Raw genomic sequence first — 17,055 nt, 5'->3', positions numbered from 1 at the left:
CCCAAGGAGCCACCATGCGAGACCCGACGCATTCGCCGGCCTCAGTCGTGGTCGGTCTGGACGGTACGCACTCAGCGCTCGATGCCGCACTGTGGGCCGTTGACGAAGCCGTTAGCCGCGATATCCCCCTACGCCTCGTCTATGCGATCGACCCCAAACACACCTCCGGCTCTGAGCTGGGAGATGCGGCGGAGGACCTTGCCGCCGCAGAGACCACGGTTCGCTGTGCGGTCACAGCCGTCGAATCCACCGCGAAGCCCGTCAAGATCGAGATGGAAATCCTGCGGGTCCGCCCGGCTCGGGCGCTGATCGATGCGTCCGCGGCGGCCGCAATGCTGTGCCTGGGAGACACGGGCCCAGAGCACTGCGCGCAGGGCCGAATCGGTTCCACGGCCGCAGAAGTCACGGCCTCCGCCCGTTGCCCCGTGGCCATTGTCCGCGGCCATAACTCGCGCCCTCGGCGTGGCGACTGGGTGGTTGCCGAGATCGAGGGGTCGCCCGTCGGCAACCGCATCCTGCAGCATGCCTCCGAGGAGGCACGGCTTCGGCAGGCACCGCTGCGGGTGTTGACCAGCTGGCAGACCCGGTTCACCGACGTGTACAACAATCGCCCCGTGGCCGAGGGCAACAGGAGCGCCAAGGCGCAGCTGGACCGTCAACTTGCGAAGTGGAAGAAGCGCTACCCCGACCTCGACGTCGAGCCCGTCGTGGTGCACGGGAACACCCTCAACTACCTGACGGAACATGCCGACTCAGTCCAGTTACTGGTCGTCGGTCGTGAGCGCGCACGCGGGATAAGGGATTTGGTGGGGCCACCCGGCTACGCGTCATTGCACGAAGCAGGCTGTTCGGTCCTGATCTGTCAACCACACGCCGTATTGTGATTTTTGCGTCGTGGCTGCCATTCCGGAGAGGGGATTTCACATGGTGAAAGTCTTTCTCGTCGACGACCACGAAGTCGTCCGGCGCGGGCTGATCGACCTGTTGAGCGCCGATCCGGAGCTGGAGGTGATCGGTGAGGCCGGATCTGCGGCCCAGGCGCTGGCGCGTATTCCCGCCCTCCAGCCCGATGTCGCAGTCCTCGACGTGCGGCTCCCCGATGGCAACGGCATCGAACTGTGCCGCGATCTGTTGTCTCGGCTACCGGATCTGCGCTGTCTGATGCTCACGTCGTTCACGTCCGACGAGGCGATGTTGGATGCGATATTGGCCGGTGCGAGCGGGTACGTCGTCAAGGACATCAAGGGCATGGAGCTCGCTCAGGCGATCAAAGAGGTCGGGGCCGGCCGTTCACTTCTGGACAACCGGGCTGCGGCAGCGCTGATGGCCAAACTTCGGGGAGCTGCAGAGAAGTCCGATCCCTTGGCCGGCCTCAGCGACCAAGAGCGGGTACTGCTCGATTTGCTGGGCGAGGGCCTGACCAACAAGCAGATCGCTGCCCGGATGTTTCTGGCGGAGAAAACGGTCAAGAACTACGTATCACGACTACTGGCCAAGCTGGGTATGGAACGCCGCACCCAGGCGGCGGTGTTCGTGTCGAAACTCGATCAGTCCCAGCGCCGCCCCGAGGAGTAGGCCACCGCCTGAGCAATCTCAGGTCGGGCGTACCACCAGAACCGGCATGCGCGCCGACTCTGCCACGGCCAGACTGACAGAACCCAGCAGCATGCCTGCGAACCCACCTCGGCCGTGGCTGCCGACGACGGTCAGCTGTGCCGCCTCGGACCTCTCGAGCAACTGATGCACGGGACGGTTGAGGGCGACGACGGGCCGCACGTGCACGTCGGGATAACGCTCCTGCCAGCCGGCCAGGCGCTCAGACAGCGTCTCGTCCGCGCGCCGGTGCACAGCCGCCAACTCGGTCTCGGGCACGTCGAACAGCGCGAAGTCGCTCCAAACGTGCAAGGCAATGAGGTCGACGCGACGGAGAGAAGCTTCTTCGAATGCGACCGCGGTAGCCGCCTCGGATACCGGCGAACCGTCGATGCCGACAAGGACAGGCGCCGCGGCGGGGAACGCCGTCATCGGGACCTCATCATGTATGACCGCGACTGGGGCATGAGCGTGCTGAATGAGACCTCTGCTGACCGACCCGAGCAGTCGCCGGTTGATCGGCCCGGTACCGCGGCATCCCACGACGATCATTTCCGCGTCCTTGGACAGATCGATCAGTGTGGGCAGGACACCGCCCGCGATGGTCTCCGTCTCGATATGGATCTGGCGGGTTTCCGCGGTCGCCTCTTCCGCGGTTCTGCGTGCGTCACTGAGCATCTCTTGGCCGTCTCTCTCCATGCGCGCGACGACCTCGCGGGGCATGGGGACCTCGGGCCACATTCGGACAGCGGGTGACTGAATGACGTGGATGATCGACAGCGGAACCCCGCGCATCGAGGCTTCCCGCGCTGCCCAGTCAACGGCGACCTTCGACGGAGGCGAACCGTCGACGCCGACAAGAATGCCGTGATGAGTAGGGGAGGTTGACATTTGCAGACTCCTTCTGCCCAGGGCCGGACGTCTTCGGCCACAATGACTACGACGCTACGTTCATCGATGAGTCCAGTCGGGGGGCGGTGGTCACCTACTCGGTAGGTCAAAGGTCCTCTGTTTGATCATGATTGGTACTTGAGCGCTTCCAGCTCGCGATCCCATTGGATGCCTCGTTGGTGAATGATTCGCAGCCGGGTCAGATACGCAGTACTGGCGGTGATTGCCAGCACGGCGAACCAGACGGTCAACGCAACGCCCACGGCATCGCCGGCTGCACGACTCGGCCGTACAGGCGCGTCGACGGGTCCGCCGGTGATGTCGTCAACCCAGATTTCGGCTTGATCTCCGACCGTCGCCTCGTCAGCCCATTTGACGACGTCGACGTGATCGCTACCCGCCGAAGTCCACGAGGCCCGGACAAAGATGGAGACATCCGCGGAGCCTGGACCCACCTCGACCGTGCTGTTCTCGAGCGCAGTGGCGGTCACCGCGTGTCGGTGCTTGGCCTCTTCCGCATACAACCGGCTACGGGCGTCGTAGACCGATGTTCCGATGGCAGCAGCGACAGGCAATGCCAGAACGGTGACGAGGGCAGCGAGAAGGACTAGCCAAGCCTGAATTCGGTCGTCACGCCGCACCAGCGGATTGCGCCCCGCAATCCGGCTGAACCAATACCTACCCCACGTGATCGTGAACTGTTGCATGACGTCTCTCTTCAGGTTTTCAACGGCGGCCGGGTGCCGGCCGTGCGGACGCCACCAAACCGGCTTGCCCGACACGTCGAAGTCGACGTGACCGAAGTACGTTCACGGCACACTGCTCAGTCGAGCCGTGAATTGTCCAACCTGGCAACCACTTCTGCCAGTTCGCGGCGCGGTGTGGCGGGCAACGGATCACTGTTGACCGGAGCCCAGCCGATGCGCAACAGCATCTGGGGATAGCCTTCCTCACCGAACACGTCCGCCCTGACTGCTTCTCGGGTTTCGGGAATCTCGAGCGGCTCGGTGATCGGGCAAGTGGCGAGGCCCAGCGCAGTCGCCGTGAGGAGTACCACGCTCGTCGCTTCGCCGGCGCGCAACCTCGACAGGTCGTCGTCACTCGAGGTGCCCAGGGCGACAACCGTGGCGTTGTCCTCGGCTGCTTCCAGATCGGGCGGTTGAGCGAGCGCTGGGCCAGCGAACCACCGCGCAGGAATCACCGCTGTCGAATCCGGCACCGGCGTGCTCCGAGCAGGAACCCCGGCCTCCGACGCGTACCTCCCGCTCCACGCTGCCAATTCCGCCGTATAAGCGAAGTCGGCCGAATGGCGCGAAACGGCCTCGGCCACGATGACCTTCAGATGTGAGAGGTCGTCGATCCGGCGCATGGTCACACCCGCACGTGCAGCGCGCGCGCCCACCAACGAAAGATCGCCCTTCGCGACCGGCCAGTGACTGTAATTTCGGCGGTCAGTGCGTCGGCGTGGAATCGCCGCCGCCAGGGCGATGTCGAGATCGGCCGGCGCCTGCCGGCGAAGCTCAATCGAAGCCAGGTGGTCAGCATCGGCGGGGCTGGGGAACCGGTGGACCCTGGCCGCCCATCCCAGTGCAGCGAAGGCGGTCACGCAGTGATTAAGCGCGGCACCACAACTCAGCAACAGGTCCCGGGCGTCGGGGTCGGTGTTCGGCAGTTGCCGATCGCGGTCGGCGTAGAGATGCAGACTTCGATCGCCGATCACCCAACGCCACGGCTGCGAGTTGTGCACCGACGGCGCCCGAAGCGCCAGCAGCAACGCCGACCTGATGGTCTCGGCATCTGGAAAATGTGCGCTCATCTCGTCACCACCTCGATAGGAGAAGTTCTTGTGTTCTTTCCAGAGTGCCGCTGTATGGGTCAACATCGAGAGGGTCTAAAGACCCAGACACATATGACTTGCGGAGTCGAAATCGTAGTCTTAGGACCGGCGTGCCACGATGACCGGGATGCGTGCCGCCTGCGCCACGGCCGAGCTCACCGAACCCAAGAGAAGACCGGCGAACCCTCCGTGTCCATGGCTGCCTACCACCAGTAGTTGCGCACGTTCGGATTCCGCGAGCAGACGGTGCACCGGGTTGTCCTGACCGATGACGCGGCGGACGGTGACATCCGGATAGCGCTCGCCCCAGCCTGCAAGCCGTTGCGCGAGTTCCTCATCGGCTTGCTCGGCCACACCCTCGGGGGGCACATCGAGGGGGAAATCCGCGTTGTTCATCCACGTGTGCACCGCCACCAGTTCTACGCCACGCCGCGACGCCTCGTCGAAGGCGATGGCCGTCGCTTGCTCGGAGGCCGGCGACCCGTCGATACCGACGAGCACGGGCGCCGCGACGGAGTAGTCCGTGACCGGCTCTTCGTCGTGGATCACCGCCACCGGACAATGCGCGTGGTGTAGCAGGCCGGAGCTGACTGAGCCCAGCAGAAGCCTCTCCACGCCGCCGAGACCGCGGCGCCCGACTACCACCATTTCCGCGTCTTTCGACATGTCCACGAGCGTCGGCACCGCAGATCCGGAAACCACGCGACGCGCCGTGGCGAGGTCCGGTGCGCCGGAGGTCGCCTCGGCGACCACCCGCATCGCGTCATCGACTATCTGGTCGGCGCGTCGGTCGCACTCCGACCAATAGTCCGCCGATATGGGCATGTCCACCCACGGCCCGATAGACGTCGCCGGAAGAATGTGAACGATCGTCAACGGCACGTTGCGTAGAACCGCGTCCCGTGCAGCCCACTCCGTCGCCACGTCTGAGGCAGGCGAGCCGTCAACCCCGACGATGATTCCGTGATATTTCGCCTCTGAAGAACCTGTGGCAGAGTTCATTTCGCGTTCCTTTCGTTTGCCCGAAGGCTTCTTCCGGTGTTCGCCTCGATCAGAATCGGGTCAGGCGAATGCCGATCCGAAGTCTCGCTTGGCCCAGAGCTCAAAAGGCGTCGACTTCGATTGAGCGTCAACGGGATCAAATGGGCGGTGACAGTCGCTCCGGCGGCCAACTCGGCGTACACCGCTGCCACGACCGCTTCGACTTCACTTCGCGTGCGGTCCGGGAGTCGAGTGCACAGTGTCGACACGACGCTGTCCAGTTCGTCGCGCACCAACGGTGCCGCGAAGGTGGTCATCCTTGGAGTCTGCGTCGAAGAAGTGCCAATCATCTACGGACCAAAGTCCCGAAACCGGCGGCTAGGGTCACTTCGATGCTTGCCCGAACGAATGCTCGACGAGGTTGCGCAATGCTGTGCACCACCGGTCAGCGCGTCAGGCAGCGTTGGGAAAATCGATACTGATGTGGAGATTCGATTCCCGCTGATCGTTTCCGACGGGTTTCCACCCCACGTATGTCAGATACAGACCGATCACCGCGAACGCAAGGTACGCCACCTGCCATACGACGGCCGCTCCGATGACGCGATCGGCCACCGAGGCGAAAGTGTCGGGGAAGGCGAGAAGAAAAACCCCGCGCGCCACGAGCAGCCATCCGAGGATGGACACGATGATCGCGGCGGGGCCGCGCCAGAGTTGATGAAACGCGACGATCGCGACGCCACCCATGAGGACGAAGGCCCCTATGACCCAGGGCCACACATCGCTGGCGGTGAACTCGGACAGAAGCTGCCGCATGTCGGGGGCGCGCACTGCGGCGATGATGGCGATGATCGTCAAGTACGGACCCAGCACGCGGGCGAACATCCGGGTGCGGTGTTGCACTTGCACACTCATGATCTCCTCGATTCGAAGATGATTCACGAGATCTGTCGATCTCGACGCCAATACCACCCCTCACCTAATCCGCATCCCAGGGCCGAAGGTCCCATGTGGTGGCGGTTTATGTCACTGACCCGCACCGCGGACCGTCGACGCCGGGTGCGGCACATACAGCGGCCATCACCCTGGGCGGTCGAGACCACGGCGACGTTTCCCCGGTGCCGGCGTCACTGCAGGTCATGGCGCCACCTTCGACCGAGTCGACTTGCATCGGCCACGGCCCGTGCGACCGTACATGTGAAATTCCTATGAGGACGGTGACGGCCCGCCTGCAAGACCGCGAGAATGGTCGGGTGACGTCTGCGCCAGTCGGAAACCGGGAGCCACGTCGCGCTGTCCTCGGCCAACTGCCCCGGATGTACCGCGCCGACGGGTCAGCTATTCGCGTGCTCCTGGTCGACGATGAACGTGCGCTGACCAACCTTGTGCGGATGGCCCTGCAATACGAGGGCTGGGAGATCGACGTCGCACACGATGCCGCCAAGCGGTCGACAAATATCGCGCCAACACGCCCGACGTGATCGTCCTCGACATCATGCTGCCGGACATGGACGGCCTGGGTGTGCTGGCGCAGATACGTGACTCCGCCACCTACACACCGATCCTTTTCCTGACCGCACGCGATTCGGTCGCCGACCGCGTCTCAGGTTTGACCGCCGGTGGCGACGACTACATGACGAAGCCGTTCTCACTCGAGGAACTCGTCGCGCGGCTGCGCGGACTGGTGCGCCGATCCGCCTATCTCACCCCCACCGATGACGAGACGCTGACGGTGGGCGACCTCAGACTCGACGTAGCCAGCCGCGAAGTTACCCGCGGCGGTATGCCGATCTCATTGACCTCCACCGAGTTCGAGCTGTTGCGGTTCCTCATGCGCAATCCGCGACGGGCGGTGACTCGTCAAGAGATTCTGCGAAGAGTGTGGAACTACGACTTCGGCGGACGATCGAGCATCGTCGATCTGTACGTGTCGTATCTGAGGAAGAAGATCGACGCTGCCCACGAACCCATGCTGCACACCGTACGCGGCGTGGGATACATGCTGCGGCAACCGGAATGAAGCAAGCGTGGCGGCAGTGGAGCCTGCTGCGACAACTGGTCATCGGTGTTTCCGCCGTGGTCATGGTCGTCCTGGTGACCGTGGGAACCATGTCGGTGGTGACGCTGCGATCCTCGGTACTGGGCATCATCGACAGCCAACTATCGGGGGCCGCAGACGGTTTCAGCCAATCGGTGACGAAATACCGGGTCACGCCGCTGCAAACAGGTGACGTTCCACCGCCAGGGGCGATGAAGCCACTCACGCAACTCATCGGGCAGGCGGAGGGCAACGTCGTCGCTTTGATTCAGGATGGCAAGGTCGTCGATTCGGCCTACTTCGTCGACGGCGAGGGACGACCCGCACCGGAGATAGCAATCGGGGCGATCGCCGAGACATCTGCGGCCGGAGTGGGACCGCGCACCGTCGAATTACCCGGGCTGGGTTGGTACCGGATGGTCAGCCGCCCCGGTGACGGCGACGAGATACTGGTGACCGGAGTATCGCGCACGCCGGCATGGAACGCGATGGTGCGTGAAACCGTGACCGTGTCCGCGATGACCGCACTCGCGTTGCTGGTCACGGCGCTGAGCACGGTCGCCATCGTGCGGTACGCGCTGCGCCCACTGCGGCGTGTGTCGTCGACGGCAGCTGAGGTGGCGACCCTTCCGCTCGACCGCGACAACTACGCCATCACACCGCGCGTTCCAGCCCGTGACACAGATCCCCGCACCGAGGTCGGGCTCGTCGGCGACACGCTCAACCGTCTGCTCGATCATGTCGAACGCGCCCTCGCCGATGTCGCCGCGTCGGATCGGCGCATGCGTCAGTTCATCACCGACGCCAGTCACGAACTACGCACACCGCTGGCTGCGATCCACGGCTATGCCGAGTTGACCCGGCAGGACAGTTCGGTACTTCCCGAGACCACTGAGTATTCGCTGGCACGAATCGAGGCCGAGGCGCATCGAATGAGTTCTCTGGTTGCCGACTTGCTGCTATTGGCGCGTCTGGACGAGGGTCACGATCTTGACAACGCCGACGTGGATCTCACCGAGTTGGTGACCGACGCAGTCAACGATGCGAGGGTTTCGGCACCGACCCATCAGTGGCGGATCAAGGTCCCCGACGGTGCGGTGTGGGTTCGTGGCGACCGAGCCCGACTGCATCAGATGCTGGCAGTGTTGTTGTCCAACGCGCGGGTGCACACACCCGAAAGAACGACGGTGACAACCATCGTCGCGACCGGTCGAGCTGATGACGGCAAGGCCTACGCCGAAGTGGCAGTATCAGACGACGGGCCGGGGATTGATTCCGAACTTCTCCCCCATCTGTTCGAGCGGTTCGTGCGCGCCGACAAGTCGAGATCCCGGGAAGGCGGCAGTTTCGGATTGGGCCTGTCGATCGCCGCCTCGATCGTGGAGGCACACGGCGGGACGATACAGGCCCAATCCGATTCAGGGAGAACCACTTTCAGCGTCCGGATACCGGCCGTCGCGGCGGTGGCTCAGCACGTCACATCGACATAGACCGTATCCGAGACGATCAGCGGCTCGATGTCGCTGCCTCGGACGTCAGTCGTCTGGTGGGTAACCCCGGGACGGACCGATGTGACAGAGCACCCCGACAGCGGCGCGGCGCCGGTCCGATTGATGATCACGGTGTAACCACTTGCCTCGAGCGACCGTACGGTCTCGTCGACATCGGACGGACCGGTCGGTGCCGCCGAGGCAGCGCCGACGACGGAGAGCGCCGAAATCGCCAGAGCACTAGCGGTAATGCCGATCAAGATGACGTGCTTCATGGGAGAACCTCCAAAGTTGTTGTTCCGCTTGTGCATCCAATGTATGTCCGCGACGGACCGCCACCAGATGCTCGTACCGAACACACAAGATTTGAATCGTCTATGAGTGAAGTGACGTCGGTGTGCGCTTCAGGCACGATGAAGTGATGACCTCGACGTCAACCCGCAATACCAAGGTGAAATCACTGCAAGCGTCCGCGATCGCGCTCGGTGCCTTCCGTATGTTGGTGGGACTCTTGTTCATGACACACGGGACGGCCAAGCTGTTCGGATGGCCCGCCGGTGCCCCAGCCGCACTGGGCGCCTGGCCGATGTGGTGGGCAGGCGCGCTCGAGGTCGTGCTCGGCGGACTCATCGCGCTGGGCCTTTTCACCCGGGCCGCGGCTTTCGTCGCATCTGGCATGATGGCGGTCGCCTATTTCTGGATGCACTTCCCAGATAGCTTCTGGCCCAGCATCAACGGCGGTGAGACCGCGGTCCTGTACTGCTTCGTCTTCCTTCTTCTGATGTTCATCGGACCAGGAGCACTCGCGGTCTCACACCGCTAGCGGGAGACGTACTTGTTCATGGCTGGCGTGAGCACAATGCCACTGCCAATGAGGGCCAATCGGCCCTACATGCCAGCGTTGTCGGCGCACATTCTGACGGTAATCAATCGTTGAGGAGCGCACGATCATGACAGACAGCATGGAATCGCAAGACGTTGTTGAACCACTGACGGAGTACTGCCGTACCTGTGGCCACGCGAAAGAGAGTCACAATCTGGATTTTCGGGGCGGCCCGGAAGACGCTCACAGACTCTACGGTCAAGGCGAATACGTGTGCCAGCACATGACCGGCCTCAATTCAGCCGTTCACTGCATCTGCGTGGGGTGGAACAGCTGGGTCTAAGGCCCCATCGCGACTCGGCCCCGTGGCCACGTCGTTGTTCAGAACGCCCCCAGTCCGCGAGAGAATCGCGGTAACGCCCTTCAGCCCACACGCGCTGGCTCTGAGCTGGCTCGTCGGATACACCGCATAACCCGTTGGACCTGTCCGATCCACTCACCCCGCGCGCAGTTACCCACGCCTGTGGCCCGCAGTACAACCGGGCGACCGACGTCGCAGTGCCGGCAGGTACATCTTCAGGTTGTCGATGAGGCGGTCGGTGCGCATCGGCATGCCCCTCCGGATGTCGCACCACGCATGAAACGTCTCCAGAATCCAGCCGGCCAGGCCCAGCGGTGAATCGTCGTGCCCGATCGCCGCCAGTGCGCCTTCCGTCACCCCGGTCCCCGCCCCGGGCGAGGACACGGTCCTAGGAGTTGGGCGATCGCGTCGGCGACAGCGGCGGCGGTCTTCGGCGACATCGACGCCGGCCACCTTGCCCGGCGGATAGGAAACTCTTCCCGTTTGACGAGTGAAATCTGACTTCTCTGCGATTACGGACGCACCCGGGTGACCTCGACCATTGAACCCACGCCACTCACAGCGACCCACCAAGGAGAAGCCCGATGAATGCAAACCGCCATCCGATTCTCGGCTGGCTCAGCACGCAGCTCGCCTCGTATCTGGAGGTCCCGGCAGCCACCATCAACCCGATGGTTCCCCTCGCCGAAATGGGCATCGACTCGGTGCACGCGATCAGCCTCGTCGGTGACGTCGAAGCGCGCTTCGACATCGACGTCGACCCCACCATGATCTTCGACTACCCCACGCTGTCCCGCATCGCCGAATTCATCAGCAGCGCGCTCGCCGAACAGCAACACGTGGCGTAGACCGGCCCATCGCCTCGCCTCCGCCGTCGGTCGTTGCCAGCCGTACAAAATTTGCCGAGCCGTCATTCTCTCAGCGGGCGGCTCCCCCGATTCCGCCAAGAAATTAGTGGTTGTCAAAAGACGCCCCAAGGACCACTATCGTCTTACACCGGTTTGCTGAGATCGGCGGCTGTGGGTCAGCTGCCGTCCAGTTCCGACAAGGAGATCAGCCATGATCATCCCGCGGCCTCGTCACGGTCCAGCGTAGTTCCGGACGGCATTCACGATGGGGGGCTTTGAATCCGGACACAGCGACCTCGTTTCGCATCTGAGGTCGCAATTCGACCTGCACGCCGAGACCCGCTGCTTGACGTTCCTCAACGAGTCCGGGCGACATCTCGTCCCCGAAGCGACGAGTTTCGCCGACCTCGACCAGGCTGCGCGCGAGATCGCCGCGTGGCTGAGTACACGTCCGGAGGCCGAGCGACCGGTGCTGTTGTTGTTCGAACCGGGAATCGACTTCTGGCGGGCCTTCCTCGGCTGCGTGTATGCCGGAGTCGTCGCCGTGCCTACGCCGGTACCCGTCGACGAGCGGAGCATGAAACGGGTCGCCCGGATACTCAGCGACGCGGACAGCAGCTTGGCATTGACCACGGAGAAGCTGCGCGCCATGCTGACCGCGGGTATCGAGGGTTTCGATCTCGAGCGGCCGCTTGAGTGCGTGGCCGTCGACGATGAGCCGCTCGCCGACGCGGACTCGTGGACCATGCCGCATCTCGCTCCCGACGCCGTCGCCTTCCTTCAGTACACGTCCGGATCGACGGGCGACCCAAAAGGTGTCGCCGTCACCCACGGCAATGTGATGAGCAACGAGGCCGCGATGTCGAAGGCGCTGGGAGCCGGTGACACATCGGTGCTTGTCGGCTGGATCCCGCACTGGCACGATATGGGCCTCATCGGCCAACTGATGGCGTTCTTCAACGGCGCCAACCTCGTCGCGATGTCACCCCTGGCGTTTCTCAAGCAACCGATCAGGTTGCCAAAAGCGATCAGCGATTACCACGGAACCATCACCGCTGCACCAAATTTCGCCTATGACTTGATTGCACGCCGCGTGACGCCGGAGCAACTCATCGGCCTCGACCTGTCGACTTGGGAGATCGCTCTCAACGGCGCCGAACCTGTACGTCGCCGCACCGTCGAGCGATTCACCGATGCGCTAGCGCCGGTCGGTTTCAAACCGTCGACGATGCGCCCCGGATACGGAATGGCCGAGGTGACGCTGATGGCCACCGTGTGCCGCGGCGTCCCGCGCCACCTCGACGCCGACGCCGACGCCCTCGAACAGCACCGCTACGCACCCGCCGCAGGCCGCACCGTCTGCCTGGTGAGCTCCGGCGAACCGGCACCCGGCGTCGAGGTGCGAATCGTCGAACCCGACACCGCCAACGAGCTGGCCGAAGACGAAGTCGGCGAGATCTGGCTGCGCAGCGCGAGCGTCGCCAGCGGCTACCACAACCGTTCCGAGGAGACGCTCGAACGCTTCCACGCTCAGACCTCCAACGGTGACGGCCCCTTCCTGCGCACGGGCGACCTCGGGCTGCTCCACGACGGCGAGCTCTACGTCACCGGGCGCATCAAGGACCTGTTGATCGCCAACGGCCGCAACCTGTACCCGCAGGACATCGAAGAGTTCGTCCAGGACGTGCATCCGGCAGTGGCCGGGTCCCGCGGATGCGCAGTATCGGTCGAAGCCGACGACACCGAACGCCTGGTTCTCATCCAGGCCATCAAGACCGAACTGCTTGGTGACACCACCTGCGACGAACTCGCCGCCACTGTCAAGATCGCCGTCGCGCGCGGCTTCGAAATTCCCGCCCCCACTGTGGTGTTCGTCAACCGCTCCGGAATTCACCTCACCACCAGCGGAAAAGTGCAGCGTGCATCGATGCGATGTGCGTTCCTGAAGGGCGAACTCACCGACGTCGTCCACGAGGAGTCACTGAGATGAGCGACATCGCAATCGTGGGCCTGGATTGTCGCTTCTCGAAGGCAGACGACCCCGCCGCCCTGTGGAGACTGCTGCTTGACGGCGCCGACGCCATCGACGAGATCCCCGCCGAGCGCTGGGACGCGGCCGAATTGCGCCGCGACGGCTCCATCAATCACCTTGCCGGCGGCATGATCAGCGACGCCGATGCATTCGACAACGACTTCTTCGGCATCACCCCCCGCGAGGCCGAGGAAATGGATCCGCAACAACGACTGCTCCTGCAGACGGCGTGGCGCGCACTGGAGGATGCCACCCTGGACCCGCGTGGGCAGGCTGGTTCGGCCACCGGAGTGTTCGTGGGTGTGATGGCCAATGAATGGGCCCACCTGCACATGAGCGACTACCGCGAGATCACGGCGCAGTCCGGTTCGGGCAACGGCTACTTCATGACCGCGAATCGGCTCTCCTACCAACTCGACCTCAAAGGACCGAGCCTCGCCGTCGACACCGCGTGCTCGTCATCGCTTGTCGCCGTGCATCTGGCGGCGCAGTCGCTGCGCAATGCGGAGTGCGACCAGGCAATCGCCGCGGGCGTCAACCTCACTCTGACACCTGCCCTGAACGTCTTCTATACGAAGGCAGGTTTGGCGGCACCCGATGGCCGCTGTAAACCGTTCAGCGGCAAGGCCGATGGAATCGGTCGCGGCGAGGGCGTCGCCGTCGTGGTGCTGCGCAGACTCGAAGATACGATTGCCGCGGGGTTGCCGATCTACGCTGTGGTCAAGGGCAGCGCCGTCAACAGCGACGGCCGCAGCAACGGCATCACCGCGCCCAACCGCTGGGCGCAGCAACAGGTCACCGCCGCGGCGTACCGGTCCGCGGGGATTGCGCCCGACCAGCTCAGCTTCCTCGAGGCGCACGGCACCGGAACACTGCTCGGCGACATGATCGAGGCCAAAGCCCTTGCACAAGCGCATCGTTCGCATCGCGACGCGCCGTGCGCGATCGGGTCGATCAAGGGCAACCTCGGCCACACCGAGGGTGCCGCCGGGATCGCCGGTCTGATCAAGGTCGTGCTCAGCCTGCACCATCGAGTCGTACCGCCGTCCCGCTTCGCCGAAACGGAGAACGAACAGCTACGGCTCGCCGACGGCGGACTGCGGATGCTGTCCGAGCCGATGGACCTGCCGACGGACACCGTTCACGCCGGCGTCTCCAGCTTCGGCATCGGAGGCACGAACTGCCACATGGCGCTCGCCAGCGCCCCGGCACCCGAGTCCGCGCCGACGCCCATCCGCCTGCCCGACTGGGGTGTCCTCACCGTGTCGGCGGACTCACCGGACAGTCTGCGCCGCAACGCTTTACAGTTGGCCCACGACATCGAGAGCAGCGAAGCGCCACTCATGCAGCTGTGTTGGTCGACGAACCGGATCAAGGCCTCCGGCAAGGCGCGCATGGCCGTTGTCGTCACAGGCCGTAAAGAGGCCGTCGCAGCACTTCGCGGCGACTTCGAGACGGGCATCGTGGCGGGGATGTCGGCGGGCTGGTTGTTCAGCGGCCAAGGCACGCAGCGCCCGGGCATGGCGACGGAGCTGTACGAGAGCAGTGCGGTGTTCCGCGACGCGCTCGATGAGGTCGACGCGGCGATGGCGCCGCACCTGGGAGCGCGGATCCGCGAGGTCATGGACGACGCCGGCATCGATCGCACCGAGTTCGCCCAGCCCGCGATCTTCGCGGTGCAGTACGCGCAAGCCCAAGCGCTACGTCGGCTCGGTGCTGAGCCGGCCTGGCTGCTCGGCCACAGCATCGGCGAGTATGCGGCGGCCGCTATTGCCGAAGTTTTCAACCTCGATGACGCATGTCGGCTGGTGGTTGCGCGCGGCCGCCTCATGCAGCGGTTGCCTGCGGGTGGCGGCATGCTCGCGGTCCGCGCGACCGCCGACGAGGTGGCCGGCTTCCCCCTCGATCTCGCCGCGGTGAACGGTCCTCGTGAAGTCGTCCTGTCGGGTACAACGGACGCGATCGAAGACGCCGCGCGCACGCTCGAACAAGCAGGGATCACCGTGCGCCGGCTCAACGTTTCGCACGCCTTTCACTCGACGCTCATGGAGCCGATGTCGCGCGAGTTCGCATCGGTGGCCGCGCAGTGTGCGTACGAGCTGCCCGCATTCCCGATCTTCTCGACATTGCGTGGCCGACTGCTCGGCGACGACGAGACGATGGACGCGGACTACTGGACCGCCCACGTTCGGGCCACCGTCCAATTCGCCGACGCAGCAGCCGAAGCCATGCAGGCCGAACCCACACACCTCGTCGAGTTCGGCGCCAAACGCACGCTCGGCCCGATGATCGCGCGGTCGCACCAGGGCACGCCGCCGGCGTTGGACGTCGCAACGGACCTGACCGCCGTCGTCGCCGCGCTTTACCGTGACGGCCTGAATCCCGACTGGAACCGGCTCTACCCCAACGAAGCTCGGGTTGCCCACCGCCTCCGTGGCTACGTGTTCAGCACCGACAACCGGTTCTGGATCAAGGAGGGTGCCACCACCGCCCCTTCCGCGACAACCCCCCGGGCCGCAGTCGCCCCGGTCAGCTCGACGAAGGATTCGACGATGGACAATCTCATCGCGCTGTTCCGCGAACAGGCCGCCGTGCTCGCCGCGTACGGACAGGGCACGTTGCCAACCGTCGCACCGAACGTGGCCGAACCGCAAATGCAACCGTCGGCCGATACGACGGCGATCGTGCGTGCCGAGATCGCTCGAGTCAGCGGATTTCCTGAACAAAACCTGCGTGTCACGCAGACCATCGTCGGGGACCTCGGATTCGACTCGATCATGGTGGCCGACGTATTCACCGGGCTGACCCGCAAGATCCCCGGAATGGCGATCGACCCCGCCGGGTTCAGCCCGGACACCACCATCGCCGACGTGATCGGCATGGCGGGCGGTCGGCCACAGGAGGCCGCACCATCGCAGCCTCGACAGACGTCAGCGGTCACCCCCCAGTTCGACATCGGTGAGTTCGAAGAGGTCAAGGCCCTGACCGAGCGGTTCGCCTTCGCCAAGGCGATAGGTGTCGAAAACCCCTATTTCATCGTCAACGACGGCGTCACCAGAGACACCTCGATCATCCACGGGTCCGAGGTGATCAACTTCTCCAGCTACAACTACCTGGGCATGTCGGGTCACCCGGCGGTGTCTGCGGCGGTCTCGGATGCGGTGCGCAGATGGGGCAGCTCATGCTCCGCGTCGCGCCCGATCTCCGGTGAGAAACCCGTCCACCGCGAACTGGAACTCGAACTGGCACGACTGCTCGGCACCGAGGACGCGATCGCACTGGTCAGCGGACACGCTACGAACGTCACCGTGATCGGCCACCTGCTCGGCGAAGGCGATCTGGTCATCCACGACAGCCTCGCGCATGACAGCATCATGCAGGGCTGCATCCTGTCAGGCGCAACGCGACGGCCATTCCCCCACAACGACCATGAAGCACTCGACGAGCTGCTCACCAACATCCGCCACCAATACCGCCGGGTGCTGATCGTCGTCGAGGGGATCTACAGCCAGGACGGTGACATTCCCGACCTGCCAGCGTTCATCGACGTCAAGCGCAAGCACCAGGCATTGCTCATGATCGACGAGGCACACAGCATCGGCGTGCTCGGTGAAACCGGCGGCGGCATAGGCGAACACTTCGGCGTGGACCGCGCTGATGTGGAGCTGTGGTCCGGCACGATGTCGAAGGCGCTCGCCGGATGCGGCGGCTACGTCGGCGGCAGTCGGACGCTCGTCGAGTTCCTGAAATACACCACGCCGGGCTTCGTCTACAGCGTCGGGATGCCACCACCCACCGCGGCTGCATCACTCGCGGCGATCCGCACCATCCGCAGCGAGCCCGAGCACCTACGGCGGCTGCACGAGTTGTCCGCGCTGTTCCTGTCACTGGCACGCGAGGCGGGGCTCGACACCGGCGACAGCGAGGGCACCCCAGTCATCCCATGCATCGTCGGCAGCTCGGCCACGGCGCTGAAACTGTCCAATGCCCTTCTCGGGCGCGGTATCAACGCCAACCCGATCATCTATCCGGCGGTTCCGGAAGACAAGGCGCGACTACGGTTCTTCGTGACCAGCTGCCATTCGGACGAGCAGATTCGCTACACAGTAAAGGCACTTGCCGAGGAGCTCGCGCTCCTCACGCAAGCCTCCTGAAGGCGCA

The 17,055-nt window shown here is 64.4% G+C and carries 15 protein-coding genes and 1 pseudogene; 8 read left to right on the top strand and 8 right to left on the bottom strand.

Going from position 1 to position 17,055, the window contains the following annotated elements:
- The first annotated feature begins 14 nt into the window (after positions 1-14).
- Positions 15-884 carry a universal stress protein gene (locus M1248_RS17150; protein ID WP_163724692.1) on the top strand — a complete coding sequence of 290 codons (870 nt, stop codon included), beginning with the start codon at positions 15-17 and terminating at the stop codon, positions 882-884.
- A 40-nt stretch (positions 885-924) separates the two neighbouring features.
- A complete protein-coding gene (gene dosR, locus M1248_RS17145) occupies positions 925-1,575 on the top strand; it encodes a hypoxia response regulator transcription factor DosR/DevR (RefSeq protein ID WP_083126856.1) in 651 nt (216 codons plus the stop codon).
- A gap of 18 nt (positions 1,576-1,593) precedes the next feature.
- On the opposite strand, the gene M1248_RS17140 is transcribed toward dosR, so the two are convergent.
- The 6 genes from M1248_RS17140 to M1248_RS17120 all read right to left on the bottom strand — a co-directional run bounded on the left by M1248_RS17140 (position 1,594) and on the right by M1248_RS17120 (position 6,217).
- The gene (locus tag M1248_RS17140) at positions 1,594-2,484 is read right to left on the bottom strand and encodes a universal stress protein (protein ID WP_317149153.1); all 891 of its coding nucleotides are present in this window, start codon (positions 2,482-2,484) and stop codon (positions 1,594-1,596) included.
- A gap of 125 nt (positions 2,485-2,609) precedes the next feature.
- Positions 2,610-3,191, bottom strand: coding sequence for a hypothetical protein (locus tag M1248_RS17135; RefSeq protein WP_163724685.1), 582 nt, complete (start codon positions 3,189-3,191; stop codon positions 2,610-2,612).
- 116 nt (positions 3,192-3,307) lie between these two features.
- Entirely contained in the window at positions 3,308-4,300 is a 993-nt protein-coding gene (locus tag M1248_RS17130) for an Acg family FMN-binding oxidoreductase (protein ID WP_317149215.1), read from the bottom strand.
- A 120-nt stretch (positions 4,301-4,420) separates the two neighbouring features.
- Complete coding sequence (locus M1248_RS17125; RefSeq protein ID WP_317149152.1) at positions 4,421-5,323, bottom strand: universal stress protein; 903 nt, start codon at positions 5,321-5,323, stop codon at positions 4,421-4,423.
- On the bottom strand, positions 5,320-5,619 hold the full coding sequence (locus M1248_RS33400; RefSeq protein ID WP_410506681.1) for a three-helix bundle dimerization domain-containing protein: 300 nt from the start codon (positions 5,617-5,619) through the stop codon (positions 5,320-5,322). Before M1248_RS33400 ends, M1248_RS17125 begins: the two co-directional genes overlap by 4 nt.
- A gap of 136 nt (positions 5,620-5,755) precedes the next feature.
- Positions 5,756-6,217 carry a hypothetical protein gene (locus M1248_RS17120; protein ID WP_317149151.1) on the bottom strand — a complete coding sequence of 154 codons (462 nt, stop codon included), beginning with the start codon at positions 6,215-6,217 and terminating at the stop codon, positions 5,756-5,758.
- A 401-nt stretch (positions 6,218-6,618) separates the two neighbouring features.
- Between M1248_RS17120 and M1248_RS17115 the strand changes: the two are divergent.
- Positions 6,619-7,322 (top strand): annotated as a pseudogene (locus M1248_RS17115) (response regulator transcription factor).
- Complete coding sequence (locus M1248_RS17110) at positions 7,319-8,830, top strand: HAMP domain-containing sensor histidine kinase (RefSeq protein ID WP_317149150.1); 1,512 nt, start codon at positions 7,319-7,321, stop codon at positions 8,828-8,830. Before M1248_RS17115 ends, M1248_RS17110 begins: the two are co-directional and overlap by 4 nt.
- Here M1248_RS17110 and M1248_RS17105 read toward each other — a convergent pair.
- A complete protein-coding gene (locus M1248_RS17105) occupies positions 8,809-9,105 on the bottom strand; it encodes a hypothetical protein (protein WP_163724670.1) in 297 nt (98 codons plus the stop codon). The genes M1248_RS17110 and M1248_RS17105 overlap by 22 nt on opposite strands.
- A 146-nt stretch (positions 9,106-9,251) precedes the next feature.
- Between M1248_RS17105 and M1248_RS17100 the strand changes: the two genes are divergently transcribed.
- A complete protein-coding gene (locus tag M1248_RS17100; protein WP_163724667.1) occupies positions 9,252-9,653 on the top strand; it encodes a DoxX family protein in 402 nt (133 codons plus the stop codon).
- A 511-nt stretch (positions 9,654-10,164) separates the two neighbouring features.
- Here the strand turns inward: M1248_RS17100 and M1248_RS17095 are convergent.
- On the bottom strand, positions 10,165-10,398 hold the full coding sequence (locus M1248_RS17095) for a hypothetical protein (RefSeq protein ID WP_317149149.1): 234 nt from the start codon (positions 10,396-10,398) through the stop codon (positions 10,165-10,167).
- A 200-nt stretch (positions 10,399-10,598) separates the two neighbouring features.
- Here M1248_RS17095 and M1248_RS17090 point away from each other — a divergent pair, with 200 nt between their 5' ends.
- From M1248_RS17090 to M1248_RS17080, 3 genes are all read left to right on the top strand, one after another.
- Positions 10,599-10,862, top strand: a complete 264-nt coding sequence (locus M1248_RS17090; RefSeq protein ID WP_317149148.1) for an acyl carrier protein — start codon at positions 10,599-10,601, stop codon at positions 10,860-10,862.
- 265 nt (positions 10,863-11,127) lie between these two features.
- Positions 11,128-12,852, top strand: coding sequence for a fatty acyl-AMP ligase (locus tag M1248_RS17085; RefSeq protein ID WP_317149147.1), 1,725 nt, complete (start codon positions 11,128-11,130; stop codon positions 12,850-12,852).
- The gene (locus M1248_RS17080) at positions 12,849-17,048 is read left to right on the top strand and encodes a type I polyketide synthase (RefSeq protein WP_317149146.1); all 4,200 of its coding nucleotides are present in this window, start codon (positions 12,849-12,851) and stop codon (positions 17,046-17,048) included. The genes M1248_RS17085 and M1248_RS17080 overlap by 4 nt, the downstream gene beginning before the upstream one ends.
- The last annotated feature ends 7 nt before the right edge of the window (positions 17,049-17,055 follow it).

This window comes from Mycobacterium sp. 29Ha (assembly GCF_032883055.1).
Lineage (GTDB): Bacteria > Actinomycetota > Actinomycetes > Mycobacteriales > Mycobacteriaceae > Mycobacterium > Mycobacterium gallinarum.
The sequence above is the reverse complement of the archived record's forward strand: the minus strand, read 5'-3'. Positions and strand labels throughout refer to the sequence as shown.

Bases quoted from the DNA above. Each gene is read 5' to 3' on its own strand.
- M1248_RS17150 (WP_163724692.1), top strand. From the start codon at position 15: ATGCGAGACCCGACGCATTCGCCGGCCTCAGTCGTGGTCGGTCTGGAC.
- dosR (WP_083126856.1), top strand. From the start codon at position 925: ATGGTGAAAGTCTTTCTCGTCGACGACCACGAAGTCGTCCGGCGCGGG.
- M1248_RS17140 (WP_317149153.1), bottom strand. From the start codon at position 2,484: ATGTCAACCTCCCCTACTCATCACGGCATTCTTGTCGGCGTCGACGGT.
- M1248_RS17135 (WP_163724685.1), bottom strand. From the start codon at position 3,191: ATGCAACAGTTCACGATCACGTGGGGTAGGTATTGGTTCAGCCGGATT.
- M1248_RS17130 (WP_317149215.1), bottom strand. From the start codon at position 4,300: ATGAGCGCACATTTTCCAGATGCCGAGACCATCAGGTCGGCGTTGCTG.
- M1248_RS17125 (WP_317149152.1), bottom strand. From the start codon at position 5,323: ATGAACTCTGCCACAGGTTCTTCAGAGGCGAAATATCACGGAATCATC.
- M1248_RS33400 (WP_410506681.1), bottom strand. From the start codon at position 5,619: ATGACCACCTTCGCGGCACCGTTGGTGCGCGACGAACTGGACAGCGTC.
- M1248_RS17120 (WP_317149151.1), bottom strand. From the start codon at position 6,217: ATGAGTGTGCAAGTGCAACACCGCACCCGGATGTTCGCCCGCGTGCTG.
- M1248_RS17110 (WP_317149150.1), top strand. From the start codon at position 7,319: ATGAAGCAAGCGTGGCGGCAGTGGAGCCTGCTGCGACAACTGGTCATC.
- M1248_RS17105 (WP_163724670.1), bottom strand. From the start codon at position 9,105: ATGAAGCACGTCATCTTGATCGGCATTACCGCTAGTGCTCTGGCGATT.
- M1248_RS17100 (WP_163724667.1), top strand. From the start codon at position 9,252: ATGACCTCGACGTCAACCCGCAATACCAAGGTGAAATCACTGCAAGCG.
- M1248_RS17090 (WP_317149148.1), top strand. From the start codon at position 10,599: ATGAATGCAAACCGCCATCCGATTCTCGGCTGGCTCAGCACGCAGCTC.
- M1248_RS17085 (WP_317149147.1), top strand. From the start codon at position 11,128: ATGGGGGGCTTTGAATCCGGACACAGCGACCTCGTTTCGCATCTGAGG.
- M1248_RS17080 (WP_317149146.1), top strand. From the start codon at position 12,849: ATGAGCGACATCGCAATCGTGGGCCTGGATTGTCGCTTCTCGAAGGCA.